Origin of the sequence: Teichococcus aestuarii, from assembly GCF_042651065.1 — a bacterium.
In the GTDB taxonomy this organism is placed as follows: Bacteria; Pseudomonadota; Alphaproteobacteria; order Acetobacterales; family Acetobacteraceae; genus Pseudoroseomonas; species Pseudoroseomonas aestuarii.
This window is the reverse complement of sequence record NZ_JBHSCH010000001.1, coordinates 119089-137366: the sequence shown is the minus strand read 5'-3', so window position 1 is coordinate 137366 and position 18278 is coordinate 119089. Positions and strand designations below refer to the sequence as shown.

The following is an 18278-nucleotide window of genomic DNA, read 5'->3' as shown; positions in this document are numbered from 1 at the left end:
CGCGGCCATTGACCTCTGTGCTGGGGCGCGCACCATACCCACCGGGTTCCCGGGCAGCAAGGCGCCGGCCGAGCGGCCCATGGCCCCATGCCGGAGATCCACACCCGATGCGCGTCCTGGTTGAGAGCCCCGATCCGGTCCGTCTCTCCTTCCTGGTGGCGCTATTGGCGGATGCGGGCATCACGGCGGTGCAGCTCGACGCGCATGTCAGCGCCCTGCATGGCGGCATCGGTGCCTTCCCGCGCCGGCTGGCGGTGCTGGAGGAGGATCATCGCCGCGCCCTGGCCGTGCTGCGGCAGGCGGGCGAGGCCCCGGCGTGAGCCTCGCGGCGGCGGAGGAACTGGCCGAGGACCGGCTGCTGGATGGCCGCGTGCGCCTGCTGCAGCCGCGCCAGGGGCTGCGCGCCGGGCTGGACGCGGTGCTGCTGGCTGCCGGCATCCCGGCCCGGCCGGGGCAGACGGTGCTCGAGGGCGGCTGCGGCAGCGGCGCGGTGTTCCTGTGCCTGATGGCGCGCGTGCCGGGGCTGCGCGTCTTCGCGGTGGAGCGCGAGCCCGCCCTGGCCGCGCTGGCGCGCCGCAACGCCGCGCTCAACGGCGTGGCCGCGCAGGTGACGGTGCTGGAGGGCGACATCGCCGACCCTGCCCTTCGGCGTGCCCTGCCCCGGCTGGACCATTCCTTCGCCAACCCGCCCTACTGGCCCGGCGGCAGCCCGCCGCCCGAGGCGATGCGCGCCGGCGCCACCCATGCCGGCGGCGGGCCGGACCTCGCCGCCTGGGCCCGCACCCTGGCGGCGCCACTGGAGCGGCGGGGCAGCCTCAGCCTGATCCTGCCGGCGGGGCGCTTCGCCGTGGCCACGGCCACGCTGCGCGCCGCCCGCTGCGCCGAGGTGGTGCTGACCCCCTTCTGGCCACGCGCGGGGCAGGCCGCGCGGCGCGTGCTCCTGCGCGGCCACCGGCTGGGACGGGGGCCGGACCAGATCCAGGCCGGGCTGGTGCTGCACGAGGGGGATGGCTGGTCCGCCGCCGCCGAGGCCGTGCTGCGCGGTGGTGGCGCCCTGCCGGAACATTAAGGCCGATGGTATCGTTGAGCCGCCGACACGAGGTTGCCTTCCCCCCGAAGCGTGGATTACGAAACCGGACACAATGACATCAGACGCCGAGCTCAACTCCGACGATGCCGACCAGCTGCTGGCCGCCGCCGACAGCCGGCGCGACCAGGGCGCATGGCTACAGGCCGCGCAATTCTATGCACGCGTCGTGCTGCTGCGGCCGGAGGCGTGGCCCCTGCGGGTGCAGGAAGGCCATTGCCTGAAAGAGGCCGGAAAGGTCGAGGCCGCGCTGGACCGCTACCGGGACGCCGAGCGGCAGGCGCCGGAGGATGCGGACCTGCAGCTGCAGATCGGCCATGCCCACAAGCTGCTGGGCCAGCGCCGGGATGCGGCGCTGGCCTATGCGCGGGCCCTGGCGCTGGACCCTGACCTGGCGGAGGCCCAGCGTGAGGCCCGGGCCAGCGGGGCCTGGCTGGCGCAGCCCCCGCCCGGCGGCGCGGTTTCGCCTCCTGCGGACTTCCTCCCCGCGCCCACAGCCTCCGCCGTGGCGGATGCCACGGAGGCGCCCCCCCCGGCGGCCGCGTCTTCGCCGCCGGGGGCGGCCGTCTCGGTGGTGCTCGATGTCAGCGACGTGCTGGACTACTTCAACGGCGCGCGGACGCCGACGGGCATCCAGCGGGTGCAGATCGGCATCGTCAACCGCGCCATCGCCGAGGCGCCGCCGGAGGGGCTGCAGCTCTCCTTCGCCGCCTTCGACCCGGCGGAGCTGAACTGGCACCCGGTGGACGGCGCGGCCTTCGCCACGCTCTGCGCCCTCTCCGCCTCCGGCTCGGACACGGAGGACCCGGACTGGACCGAGGCGCGCGACACGCTGCGCGAGAAGGTGGCCAAGGCCCCGCCCATCGCCTTCGCGCCTGGGGCGCTGCTGGTCAATCTCGGCAATTCCTTCGGCTTCGCGGAGTATTTCCGCGCCCTGCGCGCCGTGCAGGAGCGCGACGGCGTCCGCTACGTGCCCTTCGTGCATGACTGCGTGCCGCTGATCGTGCCCGAGCACTGCCTGCAGAGCATGGTGCAGGATTACGCGCGCTGGTTCTCCGCCCTGGGGCTGCACGCGCACGGCCTGCTGTGCAACTCCGAGAACACGCTGCGCGACGTGACCGAGCAGATGTCGCGGCTGCAGCCCGGCTTCACCCTGCCCGGCCATGTGGTGCGGCTCGACGCGGACCCGCGCAGCGTCGCCGCGCTGTCGGGCGACGTGTCGATGCCGGCGCTGCGCGTGCTGCGGCCGGGCGAGCGCTTCGCCCTGTTCGTCTCCACCATCGAGAGCCGCAAGAACCACCTGCTGGTGTTCAGCGCCTGGCTGCAGCTGCTGCGCCGGCACGGCCCCTCCCGGGTGCCGCGCCTGGTCTGCGTGGGCAAGGCCGGCTGGCACGCCGAGGCGGCGCTGAACCTGCTGCAGAACGCGCCCGAGCTGCAGCGCCATGTCGTGCTGCTCTCGCGCATCTCCGACCTGGAGCTGGACGCGCTCTACGAGCGCTGCGCCTTCACCGTCTACAACAGCCATTACGAGGGCTGGGGCCTGCCCATCACCGAGGCGCTGGCGCATGGCAAGGTGGTGGTCACGCCGCGCCACTCCGCGCTGACCGAGGCGGGCGGCGAGGCGGCGCTCTACTTCACGCCGCAGAACATGCCCGAGCTGGAGGCCCTGCTGGAGCGGGTGATGTTCGACGACGCCTTCCGCGCCGAGCGGGAGGCGGTGGTGCTCGACAAGGGCCGGCCACGCAGCTGGAGTGCGGTGAAGGACCAGGTGTTCAGCGCGTTGCAGGCGCTGGCGGCGCTGCCGCCACAGCCGCCGGAAGCCCGTGCCAGCCTTGCACTTGGCCAGCGCTACCTCAGTCGCCGCCGCGCGCTCACCCGCCCCGATCTGCGCTACGCCGTGGCGGACATGGCCCGGCACGGGCCGGGCTGGTACCCGCTGGAGGAGTGGGGCGTGTGGTGCCGTGGCGGCCTCAGCACGCTCAGGCTGGCCCTGCCGCCGGAGGCCGGCGGCGCGGCGCTGCGCCTCTACCTCCAGATGCATTCGCCGCCGGTTCCGCTGACCCTCAACCTGCGCTGCCACAGCCAGGGAAGGCCCGTCGCCCAGTTCGAGGTGACGGTGGAGCCCGGCCAGCACCCGACGCTGATGCTCGACCTGCCGCCCGTCGATCATGCGGGCCCGCTGGATGTGGAGCTGGATACCGGCGAGGGCATCGACCTCTCGCGCCTGGGCGCCGCGGATACGCGCCGGGTCGGCGTCGGCCTGTCCGGCTTCATGCTGTGCCGGCTGGACGATCATGCCGCGCGGCTGAACTTCCTCGAGCAGCAGAACTTCGTCGCCACCCTGCCCTAGGCCCGCCGGGCCGGGCGCCGCGCCCCGGTCCTCTCCGCTCTCGTGCCGTGGCTCCGTGGCACGGCCCTGTGAACGCACCTCCTCCGTCTCCGGCGCGTTGATTTCGCGAAATGCGGGATCCCCAACAAGCGGAGACGGAAATGAGCGAAGCCCACCACCCGGCCGCGGCGCCCCCCCGCGCCGTGCCGCCGGCGCCCGACGGCGACTGGCCGATCGCGACCCTGACGTTGCGCGTCAACGGCCAGGCCCACCGCCTGGCCATGGACACGCGCACCACCCTGCTCGATGCGCTGCGCGACCATCTGGGCCTCACCGGCGCCAAGCCCGGCTGCAACCAGGGCGCCTGCGGCGCCTGCACGGTGCTGATCGACGGCAAGCGGATGAATGCCTGCCTGACCCTGGCGGTGGCCACGCAGGGGCAGGAGATCACCACCATCGAAGGCCTGGCCGAGGGCGAGGCGCTGCACCCGATGCAGCAGGCCTTCATCGACCACGATGCGTTCCAGTGCGGCTACTGCACGCCGGGGCAGATCATCTCGGCCGTGGCCTGCATCCGCGAGGGCCACGCCGGCAGCGCGGAGGAGATCCGCGAGTTCATGTCGGGCAATCTCTGCCGCTGCGGCGCCTATCCGAACATCGTCAAGGCGGTGCAGGACGTCGCCGCCAAGGGAGGCGCGTGATGCAGCCCTTCGCCTATCACCGCGCGAGCAGCCTTGAGGATGCCCTGCGGCACGGCGCCATGGAGGGCGCCTCCTACCTCGCCGGCGGCACCACGCTGGTGGACCTGATGCGCATCGGCGTGATGCGCCCGGACCGGCTGATCGACCTGCGGGACGTGGCGGAGCTGCGCGGCTTCGACACCGGCGGCGAGACGCTGCGCTTCGGCGCCCTGGCCAGCATGGCCGAGGTGGCGGACGACATCGTGCTGCGGCAGGACTACCCGGCGCTGGCGGAGAGCCTGCTGCTGGCCGCCTCGGCGCAGCTGCGCAACATGGCGACGGTGGGCGGCAACCTGCTGCAGCGCACCCGCTGCATGTATTTCCGCGACACCCGCTACCAGGCCTGCAACAAGCGCAGTCCCGGCAGCGGCTGCGCGGCGCTCGACGGCGTCAACCGGCAGCACGCGGTGCTGGGCGGCTCCGAGCGCTGCATCGCCACCATGCCGAGCGACTGGGCCGTGGCGCTCACCGCCTTCGACGCGGCGGTGGAGATCGCCGGGCCGCAGGGCCGCCGCACCATGCCCATCGACAGCTTCCACATCTCCTATGGCGAGCATCCCGAGGCCGAGACGGCGCTGCGCCCCGGCGAGATCCTGACGGCCATCCTGGTCCCCGCGAACCGGGCCGGCCGGACCTCCTGCTACGCCAAGGTGCGGGACCGCGAATCCTTCGCCTTCGCCATCAGTTCCGCCGCCGTGGCGCTGCGGATGGAAGGCGGGCGCGTGGCCGAGGCGCGCATCGCGCTGGGCGGGCTTTCCACCACCCCGTGGCGCGCCACGGCGGCGGAAGCCCTGCTGCGCGGCCGCAGCCTCGACGAATCCAGCATGAAGGAAGCAGCCGCCCGCGCGATGGACGGCGCCGACCCACGCCCCGGCAACGCCTTCAAGGTGGAGCTGGGCCGCCGCACCGTGGAGGACGCGCTGCTGCGCGCCGCCCGCCGCGCCGAGGAAGGAGACGCCGCATGAACGCCATCATCGGAACGCCGCAGCCGCGCCTCGACGGCCCGGCCAAGGTGACGGGCGCGGCGCGCTACGCGCTCGACAACAGCCGCGCCGGCATGCTGCACGCGGCGCTGGTGCTCTCCCCCGTCGCGCTCGGCCGCGTCGCCGCGATCGATGACGCGGCGGTCTCCGCCCTGCCCGGCATCCGCCTGGTGATGACCCACCGGACCATGCCGAAGCTGGAGGAGGACAAGCCGATGCAGGAGGGCGGCCACGCGCACGCCTCCTTCCGGCCGCTGGAGAGCGACGAGATCCGCTACCACGGGCAGCCCGTGGCCGTGGTGCTGGCCGACACGCGCGAGCAGGCCGAATATGCCGCCGGCATCCTGCCGGTGCGCTACGAGGGCCGGGCGGGCGCCGTCGCCCATCTGCCCGAGGGCGCGCCTTCCGAGGAGGAGGTTGGCAGCCTCGATGTCGGCGACGCCGATGCCGAGTGGGAAGCCTCCGCGGTGCGCGTCACGGCCGATTACGAGGAGCCGGCGCAGCACCACAACCCAATCGAGCTCTATGGCTGCCTGGCCGAGTGGGACCCGATGGGAGGCCTGACGGTGCATGTGCCGAGCCAGTGGGCGGGCGGCATGCGCGCGGGCATCGCCAAGTCCTTCGGCATGCCGGCGGACAAGGTGCGGGTGGTCTCGCCCTATATCGGCGGCGCCTTCGGCGGCAAGGCGACGGTGCTGGGCACCACCCTGCTCGCCTGCGCCGCGGCGAAGCTGGCCGGGCGGCCGGTGATCCTGCAGGTCTCGCGCCAGCAGGGCTTCCCCACCTCCTCCTTCCGCCCGGCGGCGCGGCAGCACATCCGCCTCGGCGCCACGGCGGAGGGCAAGCTGCGCGCCTTCCACTACATCACCGAGAACCAGACCTGCCGCTTCGACAACGTCTCCTTCCCCGGCGGCGAGATCCTGGCGCGGCTCTACGACATCCCCGGCATGAAGATCCGCGAGGGGCTGGTGCGGACGGATGTGAACGCACCCGGCTTCATGCGCGCCCCGGCCGAGACGCCGGCGGTGTTCGCCTTCGAGAGCGCCATCGACGAGATGGCGGTGGCGCTGGGGATGGACCCGGTGGAGTTCCGACGCCGCAACGAGCCGGCGAAGGACCCGGTGAAGGGCCTGCCCTGGTCCAGCCGTTCGCTGCTGCGCTGCTACGAGCGCGGCGCCGAGCTGTTCGGCTGGAGCCAGCGGAGCAACGCGCCCCGCAGCATGACGCGGGATGGCGACCTGATCGGCTGGGGCTGCGCCACGGCGGTCTATCCCACCTTCATCAGCACCAGCTCGGCCACGCTGCGGCTGACCTCGGAAGGGCGCGCGGAGGTGCATTGCTCGGCCTCCGACATCGGCACCGGCACCTACACCATCCTGGCGCAGATCGCCGCCGACCGGCTGGGGCTGACGCCGGACAAGGTGACGGTGCGCCTCGGCGACAGCGCCTTCGACCCCGCCAACGTGGCCGGCGGCAGCACCACGGCGCTGGCCAGCGGCAATGCCGTGGGCAAGGTGGCCGAGCAGGCGCGGGCCGCGCTGTTCCAGGCGCTCACCGAGGTGGAGGAAGGCCCCTTCAAGGGCATGGCCCCCGCCAGCCTCTCGCTCAGCGAGGGCACGGTGCGCGCCGGCAACGCGACCCAGAGCCTGGCCGAGGCGGTTTCCAGCCTGCCGCGCGGCAAGGTCGAGGCCACCGACCAGTGGGCGCATCCCGAGATGCCCGCGAAGCAGAGCAAGATGCTCTGGCGTGCCGGCTCGCCGCAGGGCGGGCCGGACATGCAGAGCTTCACGGCCCTGGCCTTCGGCGCGCAGTTCGTGGAGGTGCGGATCAACCCGCGCACCCGCACCATCCGCGTGCCGCGCATGGTGGGCGTCTATGCCGGCGGCAAGATCCTCAACCCGCGCACGGCGCACAGCCAGCTGATGGGCGGCATGGTGTGGGGCCTTTCCAACGCGCTGCTGGAGGCGAGCGAGGTGGACCGCAACCACGCCTCCTTCGTCAACGCCGACATGGCCGAGTACCACATCGCGGTGAATGCCGACATTCCCGCGCTGGATGTGGAGATGCTGGAGGAGCGGGACGACAAGATCGGCCCGATCGGTGCCAAGGGCCTGGGCGAGATCGGCATCACCGGCACCGCCCCTGCCCTGGCGAACGCCATCTTCCACGCCACCGGCATCCGGGTGCGCAAGCTGCCCCTGCGCATCGAGGACATCCTGTCCTGAACTGACAGAAGGAAGATGGGGGTCCGGGGGAATTCCTTCCCCCGGCCTTCCTTCTACCTACTGCCTGTCCCGCCCTTCCTCGACGGCATGGCAGGCAACGAGCGTGGCCCCAACCGGCGTCATCTCCGGCCGTTCCCGCCGGCAGCGGTCATTGGCCAGCGGGCAACGCGGGTTGAAGGCGCAGCCGGAGGGCGGGCTGATCGGGCTCGGCACCTCGCCGCCGACGGGGATGCGCTCCCGCCCCGTCATGTCGAGGTCCGGAATGGCCTCCATCAGCGCCCGCGTGTAGGGGTGGCGCGGCGCCTCGAACAGCGTCTCGGAGGGCGCCAGCTCCACCAGCCGGCCGAGATACATCACCCCGATCCGGTCCGAGACCTGCCGCACCACGGCGAGGTTGTGGCTGATGAAGAGGTAGGTCAGCCCCATGCGGCGCTGGAGATCCTTCATCAGGTTGAGGATCTGCGCCTGCACGGAGACGTCCAGCGCGCTGGTCGGCTCGTCGCAGACCAGGAACTCAGGGTTGGAGGAGAGCGCCCGCGCGATGGAGATGCGCTGGCGCTGCCCGCCCGAGAATTCGTGCGGGAATTTCTGCCCGTCGGCCGGGGAGAGGCCGACCTGGGTGAGCAGTTCGCCCACGCGCTTCTCGCGCGCCGCCCGGTCCGATACCAGGCCGAAGGCGCGCATCGGCTCGGCCACGATGTCCAGCACCCGCCAGCGCGGGTTGAGGCTGGCATAGGGGTCCTGGAAGATCATCTGCATCCGCCGGCGCTGGGCGGCATCGGCGCGGGCGGAGGAGAGGTCGTTGCCGTCGAACAGCACCGCGCCCCGCGTGGTGCCGTAGAGGCCGACCGCCAGCCGCGCCACGGTGGACTTGCCGCAGCCCGACTCACCCACCAGCGAGAGGGTGGTGCCGCGCGGCACGTCGAAGGAGATCCCGTCGACGGCACGCAGCGTGCGCTTGCCCTCGCGCGCCAGCAGGCGTTGCAGCAGGGGGCGGGAGACATCGAAGTAGCGGGCCACGTCCCGCACTTCCAGCATCGGCGGCTGGCCGGCGGCGTTCTCAGACATGGGCAGCCCTCTTCTCGGAGGCGGGGTCGTGCAGCCAGCAGGCGGCGCGGGTGGTGCCGGCGTCCAGCAGGTCCGGCCGCTCCACGCGGCAGCGGTCGAAGACGTGCGGGCAGCGCGGGTTGTAGGCGCAGCCGCGCGGAATGGCGGTCAGCCGCGGCATGGCGCCATCGATCTGCGCCAGGTGCTCCACCTTGCGGTCCAGCGGCGGGATGGAGGCCATGAGGCCGGCGCTGTAGGGGTGGTTGGGCGCCTTCACCACCTCCCGCACCGGGCCGATCTCGGCGACGCGGCCGGCATACATCACCGCCACGCGGTCGGCGGTCTCGGCGATGACGCCCATGTCGTGCGTCACCAGCATCACCGCCGTGCCGTGGTCGCGCGTCAGCCGCTTGAGCAGCGCGATGATCTGCGCCTGGATCGAAACGTCGAGCGCCGTGGTGGGCTCGTCCGCCACCACCAGGCGCGGCTCGGCGCAGAGGGCGAGCGCGATGACGACGCGCTGCCGCATTCCGCCCGAGAATTCGTGCGGGTAGCTGTCGATGCGCTGCGCGGCACCGGGGATGCCCACCTCCTCCAGCCAGTGGATGGCGCGCGCCCGGGCCTGGGCCGGCGTCATCGGCAGGTGGGTGAGGATGGTCTCCTGCAGCTGGCGGCCGACCGTGTAGAGCGGGTTCAGCGTGGTCAGCGGGTCCTGGAAGATGGCGCCGATCTGCTTGCCGCGGATGCGCCGCATCTTCTCGCGCGGGAGGTTGTCGATGCGCTGGCCGTCCAGCAGGATCTCGCCGCGGGCGATGCGGCCGGGCGGCTCCAGCAGGCCGATGATGGCGGCGCCCGTCATCGACTTGCCGGCGCCGGATTCGCCCACCACCCCCAGCACCTCGCCGGCGCGGATGGAGAAGGAGACGTCGTCCAGCGCCGTCAGCGTGCCGCGCCGGGTCGGGAACTCGACGCGCAGGTTGCGGACTTCGAGAAGCGGCGCCGCGGCTGCGGCAGGGACAGGATTCATCAGCGCAGCCTCGGGTTCAGGGCGTCGCGCAGCCAGTCGCCCAGGAGATTCACGGAGAGCACCAGCGCCACCAGGGCGATGCCGGGGAACAGGGTGATCCACCACTCGCCGCTGAACAGGAAGTCGTTGCCGATGCGGATGAGCGTGCCGAGGGAGGGCTGCGTCGGCGGCACGCCGACACCCAGGAAGGAGAGCGTGGCCTCCGCCAGGATGGCGAAGCCGAGATTCAGCGTGGCGATGACCAACACCGGCCCCAGCACGTTGGGCAGCACATGCGTCAGCATGATGCGCAGCTTGGAGAGGCCGATGACGCGGGCAGCCAGCACGTATTCCTTGTTGCGCTCGACCAGGGTGGAGCCGCGCACGGTGCGGGCGAATTGCGGCCAGTTGCTGACGCCGATGGCGAACACCACGACATAGAGCGCGATCGCCTCATGCGCCTCGGGCGGCAGGGCGGCGCGGACGATGCCGTCGATCAGCAGCGCCACCAGGATGGAGGGGAAGGTGAGCTGGATGTCGGCCACGCGCATCAGCACGGCATCCACCGTGCCGCCGAGATAGCCGGCCAGCAGCCCCAGCCCCACCCCCACCACGGTGGAGAACACCACCGCCGAGAGGCCGACGATGAGCGAGACGCGCGCGCCGTACATGATGGCGGAGAGCACGTCCCGCCCCTGGTCGTCCGTGCCGAGGAGGAAGGAAGCGTTGCCCTCCTCCGTCCAGGCCGGCGGGTTGAAGGCGTCCATCAGGTTGAGGCTGGCGAGGTCGAAGGGGTTGTGCGGCGCGATCCAGGGCGCGAGCACGGCGCCCAGGATGCAGACGAGCGCCACCACCGCCGAGGCCACCGTAACCGGCGAGCGGCTGAAGGAATACCAGAGGTCGGAATCGAGGGCGCGCGACAGGGCGTTCGCCATGGCTCAGTGCCCCCCGCGCCCGGCGCGCAGGCGCGGGTCCACGATGTAGTACAGGATGTCCACCACGAGGTTGATCACCACGAAGATCAGCGCCGTCAGCATCAGGTAGGCGGCCATCACCGGGATGTCGGCCGAGCCCACGCTCTGGATGAAGAGCAGCCCCATGCCGGGCCACTGGAACACCGTCTCCGTCACGATGGCGAAGGCGATGATGGAGCCGAGCTGGAGGCCGGCGATGGTGATGACCGGCACCAGCGTGTTCTTCAGCGCATGGCCGAAATGCACGCTGCGGTCCGGCAGGCCGCGGGCGCGGGCGAACTTGATATAGTCCGTCCGCAGCACCTCCAGCATCTCGGCCCGTACCAGCCGCATGATCAGCGTCAGCTGGAACAGGCCGAGGGTGATGGCGGGCAGGATCAGCGCGCGCCAGCCATCGGCGGTGAGCAGGCCGGTGCTCCACCAGCCGAGCTGCACCACCTCGCCCCGGCCGTAGCTCGGCAGCCAGCCCAGCAGCACCGAGAACACCAGGATCAGCAGGATGCCGATGAGGAAGGTGGGCAGCGAGACGCCGATGAGGCTGAAGGTCAGGAAGAAGCGCGACAGCCAGGAATTGCGGTAGAGGCCCGTATAGACCCCCATCGGCACCCCCACCAGCATGGCGATGGCGGCGGCCACGAAGGCCAGCTCCAGCGTGGCGGGCGCGCGTTCCGCGATCAGCTCCGCCACGGGGCGGGAGAGGCGGTAGGAAAGGCCGAACTCGCCCTGCGCCGCGTTCACCACGAACTTGAAGAACTGCACGAAGAAGGGCTGGTCGAGGCCCAGGCTGGCCACCAGCGCCTGGCGCTGCGCCTCGGTGAAGTCCTGGCCCAGCATGATCGCCACCGGGTCGCCGACATAGGCGAACATGGCGAAGCTGATCAGCGCCACCACCAGCAGCACCGGAATCGCCTGCAACAGGCGGGAGAGGATGAAGGCGGGCATCGCTCAGCCGGCCCCGCGCATCCGGCGGCCGCCCCATGCGGCCGCGCGAGCAAACCTCGCCGTGGCGGCGCGCGCCACGGCCCTTCCGTTCCACATAGCCTTTTCGTCCCCAAACCCGGCCTTCGGGTCCCGTCCCTAGGAGGCCGGCGCATTCCTGGTCAAGCCGCGCAATCAACCACCGCGAGGGACGGAAGGGAAGCGCGAGGGACGGAAGGAAAGCCAGCCCCGGCGCCCGCCGCCTCACCGCAGGGTTTCCGGCTCCTCCTCCGCCCAGTCCCGCAGCAGGGTGAAGCCAACCGCCAGCAGCACCGGCCCGAGGAACAGGCCGAGGAAGCCGAAGGCCAGCACCCCGCCCAGCGCGCCCAGGATGGTGAGCAGCAGCGGCAGGTCGGCGCCGCGGCTGATCAGCCAGGGGCGGATGACGTTGTCCACGCTGCTGATGCCGAAGGCGCCATAGACCAGCAGGAAGATGCCCCAGCCGGTGGAGCCCTGGCCGAACAGCCAGAGCGCCGCCGGCAGCCAGACCAGCGGCGCGCCGACCGGCAGCACCGAGAGGGCGCCCGCCACCACCGCCAGCAGCACAGGCTGCGGCACCCCGGCGATCCAGAGGCCGAGGCCGGTCAGCACCCCCTGCGCCACCGCCGTGCCGAGCAGGCCATAGACCACGCCGATGGTGACATTGGCGGTCAGCTGCACCAGCCGCCGCGCCTGCGGCCCGGCGATGCGGCCCACCAGCGCCTCCAGCCCCGCCGCCATGCGCGGCCCGTCGCGGTAGAAGAAGAAGGAGAGCAGGATGGCCAGCACCAGCTCGGCCAGGCCCGAGAGCACCGCCAGCAGCAGCGCCAGCGCCTGCTGGGCGATGACGCCGGCATAGGGCTGCAGCAGGCTGGTGAGCGGGCTGAAATCGAACTGCAGCGCGTCCCAACGCTCGGCGAGGGAGGCGCCGATCCAGGGAATGGCGGCCAGCTTGTCGCTCAGCGCCGGAAAGCCGCCGGCCACCAGCCCTTCGACGTTGCGCCGCAGCCCCTCCACATCCTCGGCGCGGATCGGCGCAGCGAAGAGCAGCGGCAGGCCGACCAGCAGCATCTCCAGCGTCACCATCACCAGGGCGGCGAGGCCGGGGGAGAGGCGCAGCCGATCCCGCAGGGTGCGGTAGGCGGGCCAGGTGCAGAAGGCCAGGATGGCCGCCCACAGCAGCGCCGAGATGAACGGGCGCAGTACCAGCAGACAGCCGAGCAGCAGCGCGGAGAGGGCCGCCAGCCCCAGAATCCGGGCCGGCCGCAACGCCCGGTCACCCGGGGAGGAGGAGGAGCTCATGGCAGGGAATGTGCCTGAGCCGCGGCGCCGCCGCCAGCGGCGCGCCGGATGCGCACGGCAGCTTGTCGGACAAGGGCTTGCACTCCGCGCCCAGCCCTCTAGCGTGCCGCGCCAGCACCGGGGCGCGAGGCCGCGCTCCCCCCGATATCCGGAGATCCCGCATGCCGCGCTTCGCCGCCAACCTGTCCATGATGTTCCAGGAACTGCCCTTCCTGGACCGCTTCGCCGCCGCCCGCGCGGCGGGGTTCGAGGCGGTGGAGTTCCTCTTTCCCTACGACTTCCCCGCCGCCGAGATCGCCACCCGCCTCAAGGACAACGGGCTGCAGCAGGTGCTGTTCAACGCCCCGCCCGGCGACTGGGCCGCGGGCGAGCGCGGCATGGCCTGCATCCCCGGCCGCCAGGCCGAGTTCCGCGAGGCGCTGAAGCAGGCCCTGGACTACGCCGCCGCCCTCTCCTGCCCGCGCCTGCACATCATGCCGGGCCTGCGCCCCGCCGGCGTGGCGCATGACACGCTGACGGCCGTCTACGGCGCCAACCTGGCCTGGGCGGCCGAGGAATGCGCCAAGGCGGCGGTGAAGGCGGTGATCGAGCCGATCAACCAGCGCGACATCCCCGGCATCTTCATGACCACCATGCAGCAGGGCGCCGACATCATCGCCGCCGTGGGCGAGGACAGGCTCGGCCTGCAGTTCGACCTCTACCACTGCCAGGTGAGCGAGGGCGACATCGTCAAGCGCGTGGAGAAGCACCTGGCCATCATCGCGCACATGCAGGTGGCGGACGTGCCGGGGCGCAACGAGCCGGGCACCGGCGAGGTGAACTGGGCTTTCGTGTTCGATCGCATCGACGCGCTGGGCTACCGTGGCTGGATCGGCTGCGAGTACCGGCCGGCGGGCGAGACGGTGGCCGGCCTCGGCTGGTTCGCCCCCTACAAGGCCGCCTGACCAGGCCCGCACTTCCCGGAGGAGACGTCCAAAGATGAAAATCGGTTTTATCGGCCTCGGCATCATGGGCCATCCCATGGCGCTGCACCTGAAGTCGGCGGGCCATACGCTGCTGGTGCCCGACCGCGCCAGCCTGAAGGAGGAGATCCGCGCCCAGGCCGAGGTGCTGCCGGACCCGGCCGCCATCGCCGCCGCGGCCGAGGTGATCATCCTGATGGTGCCGGACACGCCGGATGTGGAGGCCGTTCTGTTCGGCCCGAAGGGCGTGGCCGAGGGCCTCTCCCCCGGCAAGCTGGTGATCGACATGAGCTCGATCAGCCCGACCGCCACCAAGGATTTCGCCCGCCGCGTCAACGAGAAGGGCTGCGACTATCTCGACGCCCCCGTCTCCGGCGGCGAGGTGGGCGCCAGGCAGGCCAGCCTGACCATCATGGTGGGCGGCCCGCAGGCGGCCTTCGACCGCGCCCTGCCGCTGTTCCAGGCGATGGGCAAGAACATCACCCTGGTGGGCGAGGCCAATGGCGCCGGGCAGACCTGCAAGGTGGCCAACCAGATCGTCGTCGCCCTGACCATCGAGGCGGTGGGCGAGGCGCTGGTCTTCGCCAGCAAGGCCGGGGCCGATCCCGCCAAGGTGCGGCAGGCTCTGATGGGCGGGCTGGCGACCTCGCGCATCCTTGAACTGCACGGGGAGCGCATGATCAAGCGCACCTTCGAGCCCGGCTTCCGCATCGCCCTGCACCAGAAGGATCTCAACCTCGCGTTGCAGTCGGCGAAGGAGCTCGGGGTCGCGCTGCCCAACACAGCCTCGACTCAGCAGCTATTCTCGGCCTGCGCGGCCGCTGGCGGGGGGCAGTGGGATCACTCCGGTTTGGTTCAGGCTCTTGAAATGCTTGCGGCGCATAAAGTCTCCGGAAGCTGAGGCTTGGCCGGCCCCTGGCGGGCCGATTCTGGCCCGCCAGGGCACTTCGTTTTGAGAAAGATTCTTATCATCTCGCGATTATCCGTTGCCAGAAGGCCGCCCCGGCCGCATTTTCTGTCCTAGCGCCGTCCGGCGAGATTTTTCGCCGCAGACGAATATGAACCGGTTGATATCGACAAGAGGTGTCATGCGTTTCGCCGATATCGGCCAGCAATTGCGGGCCTACCGTCTTGAGTCCGGCCTGCGGGCCGAGGAGATCGCGGCGCGGCTGGGCGTGTCCCGGGCCGCGTTGTATCGCTACGAGAAGGGCGAGGTCATCAAGCTGGACACGATCCGGCGGCTGGCTGAGTTGCTGAAGATCTCGCCCCTTTCCCTGCTCGGGATCGGGGTGGAGTATTTCTCCCGCCCCATCGCCTTCCAGGAGCGGCTGCGCCAGGTGGAGGAGCAGTCCGACCAGATCCTGCAGGTCGGCGGCGCCTTCTGCTACCAGACCACCACGGAGGCCTTCGACGGCGCCCTGGCGGAGGCCTGGGCCGAAGCGGCCGATGCGGCGCCCGAGCGCATCCCCGCCCGTGCCGCCGCCGACCAGGCGATGGGCCTGCTGACGGCACGCAAGAAGCTGCACCAGTCGCGCCGCGCCAACATCATCGCCATGCTGTCGGAGACCGCGCTGCGCGGCTTCCTGGCCGAAGGCGTGGCGGGCAGCCTCGCCCTCTCGGAGCGCACCCGCAACCGGTGCCGGCAGGCGGCGCGCGACGAGGTGGAGAGCATCGCCACGCTGATGGAGAGCGTGCCCATCGGGCTGCAGATCGGCCTGCTGCCGACCGAGCCGGCGGGCAGCTTCATGGTGCTGCGCGGGCGGGAGCGGGCGCATGTCTGCACCAGCCCCTTCCCCGCCGACCTCACCGCCAGCCCGGCCATCGGCGTCGGCACCATCACGGCGGCGGACGAGGCGGTGTCGGTGCACCAGCGCGTGGCCGAGGCTGCCTGGCGCAACGCGCTGAAGGGCCCCGCCGCCGCCAGCCGCCTGCGGGAGCTGCTGCAGGAGGCCGCGCCGCGCTGAGGCGCGGCGCGGACGCGCCCTACAGCGCCAGCCGCGCCTCCATCACCTCGTCATCCTCCGGCGAGCGGCGCAGGGTGAAGCCGAGGGAGCGGACGAAGCCCAGCATCGGCTGGTTGTCGGCCAGCACCTGGCCGACAACCAGCTCCAGCCCCTGCCCCCGGCCCCACTCCAGCAGCCGCTCCATCAGGTGCCGGGCCAGGCCCTGACCCTTCCAGCCCGGCAGCGTCACCACCGCGAACTCGCCCACCGCCGGGTCGCCGGGGGCACCGCCCGGCTCGCGGATCAGCCGCGCCACGCCCACGGTGCGCGGCGGCCCCTCGCCGCTGCTGTCCACCGCCACGAAGGCCATCTCCCGGTCGTAGTCGATCTGCGTCATGCGGGCGAGCTGCGCCGGCGGCAGCTCCTTGATCTGGCTGAAGAAGCGCCAGCGTACATCCTCCGGCGCCAGGTTGCGGAAGGCCTCGGCATGGGCGGCGGCGTCCTCCGGGCGGATCGGGCGCACCAGCAGCCGGCGGCCGTCCCGCGCCGTCCATTCCCGCGCCAGCTCGGCCGGATAGGGCGGCACGGAGAGCATGGAGCGCTGCCCCGGCGGCCGCAGCCCGCCCGAGGCATCCAGCGCCAGCAGCCCCTTCCCGTCCGCCAGCAGCGGGTTGACGATCAGCCCCTCGATCTCGGGGAAGTCGATGGCGACCTGGGAGAGGCGCACCAGCGCGTCGGCCAGCAGGGTCAGGTCCACCGGCGCGTGGTCGCGGAAGCCTTCCAGCAGCCGCACCCCGTGGGTGCGGCGGATCAGCGCCAGGGCCAGGGTGCGGTTCAGCGGCGGCAGGTCGAAGGCCACGTCCGGCTCGAAATCGGAGGCGGTGCCGCCACGGCCATAGCCGATCCAGGGGCCGAACATCGGGTCGTCGCCCAGCCGCAGGCGCAGCTCATGGGGGCGCAGCGGACCGGTGGCGCCGGCCTGGCGCTGCACCAGGAAGCCGTCGATCCGCGCCTGCGGGCGGGCGGCGCGCACCTGCGCCACCATGGCGGCCGCCGCTGCGCGCAGCCCGGCCACGTCCTTCAGCCCCAGCACCACGCCCCCCACCTCGGTCTTGCGCGGCAGGTCGGGGCTCAGGACCTTCAGCACCACGGGGAAGCCGAGGCGCATGGCGGCGGCGATGGCGGCATCGACATCCGGCACCGCCTGCCCCGGCACCGCCGGCAGCCCGTAGGCCTCCAGGATGCGCAGCGCCTCCGCCTCGGTGAAGCCGAGCCGCCCCTCGGCGCGCAGGGCGTCGATCACGGCGCGCACGGCGGCGCGGTCCGGCGCCAGCTCCAGCATGTCGCGCGGCGGCAGCTCGGCGGCGGCGGCGCGGTTGCGGCGGTCGGTCGCCAGATGCAGGGCGCCGCGCACCGCCGCCGCCGCCGTGGCGTAGACGGCATGGCCGGCCAGCGCCAGACGGCGGCGCGCGGCGGCGGCGGCCGGCGCCTGGCCCAGCCAGCCCACCAGCACCGGGGCGCCGCGCGCCGCCAGCGCGGCGGCGGCGCGGGCGCTGGCGGCCACGTCCTGGTCCTGCCCGGGCGCGGGGGCGTGCACCGCCACCACCGAATCCACCTCCGGCAGGGCGGCCAGCAGGCTGGCGGCCTCGGCCAAGCGGTGCCCCTCCTGCGGCGGCAGCAGCAGCGGGTTGCCGGGGGCCGCCTGCGGCAGCGCCAGCGAGAACGCCTCCTGCGCCGCCGGGCTCCAGGCGGCCAGGCGGCCGCCGGATTGCAGCACGGCATCGGCCGCCAACTGCGCCGGCCCCTGGCCGTTGGCGACGATCGCCACCCGGTCGCCGGCCAGCGCGTCCGGCCCGCCGCGCGGCGCCGGGCGCACCCGCGCCAACGTCTCGGCCGCCGCCAGCAGGTCCTCCAGCCCGCCCACGCGCAGCACGCCGGCGCGGCGCAGCGCCGCCTCCATCACCGCATCAGCGAGGCCGGAGGCATCGGCCTGCCGCCCGCCGGGGCGGATCGCCACCACGGGGCGGGTGCGGGCCGTGGCGCGGGCGGCGGAGATGAACAGGCGGCGGTTCTTGATCCGCCGCAGGTCGAGCAGCACGGCGCCCGCCTCCGGGTCGCGCGCGATCCAGTCCAGGGCCAGCGCGAAGCCCAGCCCCTGGTTGGTGCCGATGCCGACGATGTGGCTGAAGCCCAGCTCCTCCCCCTCCGCCCAGTCGATGACGGCGCGCGCCATGGCGCCGGACTGGCAGAGCAGCGCCAGCCGCCCCGGGCGCGGCGCGATGTGCGACAGGCTGGCATTCAGCCCGATGCGCGGCAGGCAGAGGCCGAAGCTGTGCGCCCCCAGCACCCGCACGCCTGTCCTCTCCGACAGGGCGGCGAGGTCCGGCCCGGCCACCGGGACGATGGCGGCGAAGCAGCCCCGCGCCGCCAGCGCCCGCATCGCCGCCTCCTGCGCCCCGGGCGGCAGGCAGAGTACGGCGAGGTCGGGCGGCGCGGGCAGCGCCTCCAGCGCCTCCGCCGGCAGCAGCCCCTCGGCGGCGAGGCCGATGGCGTGGATCGGCCCGGCGAAGCCGCCCGTGGCGAGGTTGCGGGCGAGGATGCCGGATTCCGGCAAGGCCGGGTCGGCCAGCAGCACCACCGATTGCGGGCGGAACAGCGCCGTCTCCCGGAAGCCGGGACGGTGGCGCGGCAGGGCGAGAGGGAGCTTCATGGCGCCGAACATC

At 72.5% G+C, this 18278-nt stretch carries 15 protein-coding genes; 9 read left to right on the top strand and 6 right to left on the bottom strand.

From position 1 onward, the window contains the following. The first annotated feature begins 107 nt into the window (after positions 1–107). The 6 genes from ACFOY6_RS00615 to ACFOY6_RS00590 all read left to right on the top strand — a co-directional run bounded on the left by ACFOY6_RS00615 (position 108) and on the right by ACFOY6_RS00590 (position 7364). On the top strand, positions 108–320 hold the full coding sequence (locus ACFOY6_RS00615) for a putative signal transducing protein (protein ID WP_109515379.1): 213 nt from the start codon (positions 108–110) through the stop codon (positions 318–320). Continuing rightward, entirely contained in the window at positions 317–1069 is a 753-nt protein-coding gene (locus tag ACFOY6_RS00610; RefSeq protein ID WP_379648311.1) for a tRNA1(Val) (adenine(37)-N6)-methyltransferase, read from the top strand. Before ACFOY6_RS00615 ends, ACFOY6_RS00610 begins: the two co-directional genes overlap by 4 nt. A gap of 73 nt (positions 1070–1142) precedes the next feature. After that, complete coding sequence (locus ACFOY6_RS00605) at positions 1143–3437, top strand: glycosyltransferase family 4 protein (protein ID WP_379648309.1); 2295 nt, start codon at positions 1143–1145, stop codon at positions 3435–3437. A gap of 140 nt (positions 3438–3577) precedes the next feature. Beyond that, entirely contained in the window at positions 3578–4117 is a 540-nt protein-coding gene (locus tag ACFOY6_RS00600; protein ID WP_109515376.1) for a (2Fe-2S)-binding protein, read from the top strand. After that, the gene (locus tag ACFOY6_RS00595) at positions 4117–5121 is read left to right on the top strand and encodes an FAD binding domain-containing protein (protein ID WP_109515375.1); all 1005 of its coding nucleotides are present in this window, start codon (positions 4117–4119) and stop codon (positions 5119–5121) included. The genes ACFOY6_RS00600 and ACFOY6_RS00595 overlap by 1 nt, the downstream gene beginning before the upstream one ends. Next, positions 5118–7364: a xanthine dehydrogenase family protein molybdopterin-binding subunit gene (locus tag ACFOY6_RS00590; protein ID WP_379648306.1), complete on the top strand. Its 2247-nt coding sequence runs from the start codon at positions 5118–5120 to the stop codon at positions 7362–7364. Before ACFOY6_RS00595 ends, ACFOY6_RS00590 begins: the two co-directional genes overlap by 4 nt. 57 nt (positions 7365–7421) lie before the next feature. On the opposite strand, the gene ACFOY6_RS00585 is transcribed toward ACFOY6_RS00590, so the two are convergent. The 5 genes from ACFOY6_RS00585 to ACFOY6_RS00565 all read right to left on the bottom strand — a co-directional run bounded on the left by ACFOY6_RS00585 (position 7422) and on the right by ACFOY6_RS00565 (position 12650). Continuing rightward, positions 7422–8432 (bottom strand): ABC transporter ATP-binding protein, encoded by a 1011-nt coding sequence (locus ACFOY6_RS00585; RefSeq protein WP_109515373.1) that lies wholly within the window; start codon positions 8430–8432, stop codon positions 7422–7424. After that, positions 8425–9438, bottom strand: a complete 1014-nt coding sequence (locus ACFOY6_RS00580; RefSeq protein ID WP_109515372.1) for an ABC transporter ATP-binding protein — start codon at positions 9436–9438, stop codon at positions 8425–8427. The genes ACFOY6_RS00585 and ACFOY6_RS00580 overlap by 8 nt, the downstream gene beginning before the upstream one ends. Further along, a complete protein-coding gene (locus tag ACFOY6_RS00575) occupies positions 9438–10352 on the bottom strand; it encodes an ABC transporter permease (RefSeq protein ID WP_379634444.1) in 915 nt (304 codons plus the stop codon). The genes ACFOY6_RS00580 and ACFOY6_RS00575 overlap by 1 nt, the downstream gene beginning before the upstream one ends. 3 nt (positions 10353–10355) lie before the next feature. Continuing rightward, on the bottom strand, positions 10356–11333 hold the full coding sequence (locus ACFOY6_RS00570; RefSeq protein WP_109515370.1) for an ABC transporter permease: 978 nt from the start codon (positions 11331–11333) through the stop codon (positions 10356–10358). 240 nt (positions 11334–11573) lie between these two features. Beyond that, positions 11574–12650: an AI-2E family transporter gene (locus ACFOY6_RS00565; RefSeq protein WP_109515369.1), complete on the bottom strand. Its 1077-nt coding sequence runs from the start codon at positions 12648–12650 to the stop codon at positions 11574–11576. 161 nt (positions 12651–12811) lie between these two features. Here ACFOY6_RS00565 and otnI point away from each other — a divergent pair, with 161 nt between their 5' ends. The 3 genes from otnI (at position 12812) to ACFOY6_RS00550 (ending at position 15576) form a co-directional block, all read left to right on the top strand. Beyond that, positions 12812–13594, top strand: a complete 783-nt coding sequence (otnI, locus tag ACFOY6_RS00560; RefSeq protein WP_379648302.1) for a 2-oxo-tetronate isomerase — start codon at positions 12812–12814, stop codon at positions 13592–13594. Between the two features lie 34 nt (positions 13595–13628). Further along, positions 13629–14513: a 2-hydroxy-3-oxopropionate reductase gene (locus ACFOY6_RS00555; protein ID WP_379648300.1), complete on the top strand. Its 885-nt coding sequence runs from the start codon at positions 13629–13631 to the stop codon at positions 14511–14513. A 187-nt stretch (positions 14514–14700) separates the two neighbouring features. Next, positions 14701–15576 carry a helix-turn-helix domain-containing protein gene (locus ACFOY6_RS00550; RefSeq protein ID WP_109515366.1) on the top strand — a complete coding sequence of 292 codons (876 nt, stop codon included), beginning with the start codon at positions 14701–14703 and terminating at the stop codon, positions 15574–15576. Between the two features lie 19 nt (positions 15577–15595). Here ACFOY6_RS00550 and ACFOY6_RS00545 read toward each other — a convergent pair whose 3' ends face one another. Then, positions 15596–18265, bottom strand: a complete 2670-nt coding sequence (locus ACFOY6_RS00545; protein WP_379648297.1) for a bifunctional acetate--CoA ligase family protein/GNAT family N-acetyltransferase — start codon at positions 18263–18265, stop codon at positions 15596–15598. Positions 18266–18278 lie beyond the last annotated feature (13 nt).

Coding starts and splice junctions, on each gene's coding strand:
- ACFOY6_RS00550 (WP_109515366.1), top strand. CDS start 14,701: ATGCGTTTCGCCGATATCGGCCAGCAATTGCGGGCCTACCGTCTTGAG.
- ACFOY6_RS00590 (WP_379648306.1), top strand. CDS start 5,118: ATGAACGCCATCATCGGAACGCCGCAGCCGCGCCTCGACGGCCCGGCC.
- ACFOY6_RS00580 (WP_109515372.1), bottom strand. CDS start 9,438: ATGAATCCTGTCCCTGCCGCAGCCGCGGCGCCGCTTCTCGAAGTCCGC.
- ACFOY6_RS00595 (WP_109515375.1), top strand. CDS start 4,117: ATGCAGCCCTTCGCCTATCACCGCGCGAGCAGCCTTGAGGATGCCCTG.
- otnI (WP_379648302.1), top strand. CDS start 12,812: ATGCCGCGCTTCGCCGCCAACCTGTCCATGATGTTCCAGGAACTGCCC.
- ACFOY6_RS00585 (WP_109515373.1), bottom strand. CDS start 8,432: ATGTCTGAGAACGCCGCCGGCCAGCCGCCGATGCTGGAAGTGCGGGAC.
- ACFOY6_RS00605 (WP_379648309.1), top strand. CDS start 1,143: ATGACATCAGACGCCGAGCTCAACTCCGACGATGCCGACCAGCTGCTG.
- ACFOY6_RS00615 (WP_109515379.1), top strand. CDS start 108: ATGCGCGTCCTGGTTGAGAGCCCCGATCCGGTCCGTCTCTCCTTCCTG.
- ACFOY6_RS00555 (WP_379648300.1), top strand. CDS start 13,629: ATGAAAATCGGTTTTATCGGCCTCGGCATCATGGGCCATCCCATGGCG.
- ACFOY6_RS00565 (WP_109515369.1), bottom strand. CDS start 12,650: ATGAGCTCCTCCTCCTCCCCGGGTGACCGGGCGTTGCGGCCGGCCCGG.
- ACFOY6_RS00600 (WP_109515376.1), top strand. CDS start 3,578: ATGAGCGAAGCCCACCACCCGGCCGCGGCGCCCCCCCGCGCCGTGCCG.
- ACFOY6_RS00570 (WP_109515370.1), bottom strand. CDS start 11,333: ATGCCCGCCTTCATCCTCTCCCGCCTGTTGCAGGCGATTCCGGTGCTG.
- ACFOY6_RS00545 (WP_379648297.1), bottom strand. CDS start 18,265: ATGAAGCTCCCTCTCGCCCTGCCGCGCCACCGTCCCGGCTTCCGGGAG.
- ACFOY6_RS00575 (WP_379634444.1), bottom strand. CDS start 10,352: ATGGCGAACGCCCTGTCGCGCGCCCTCGATTCCGACCTCTGGTATTCC.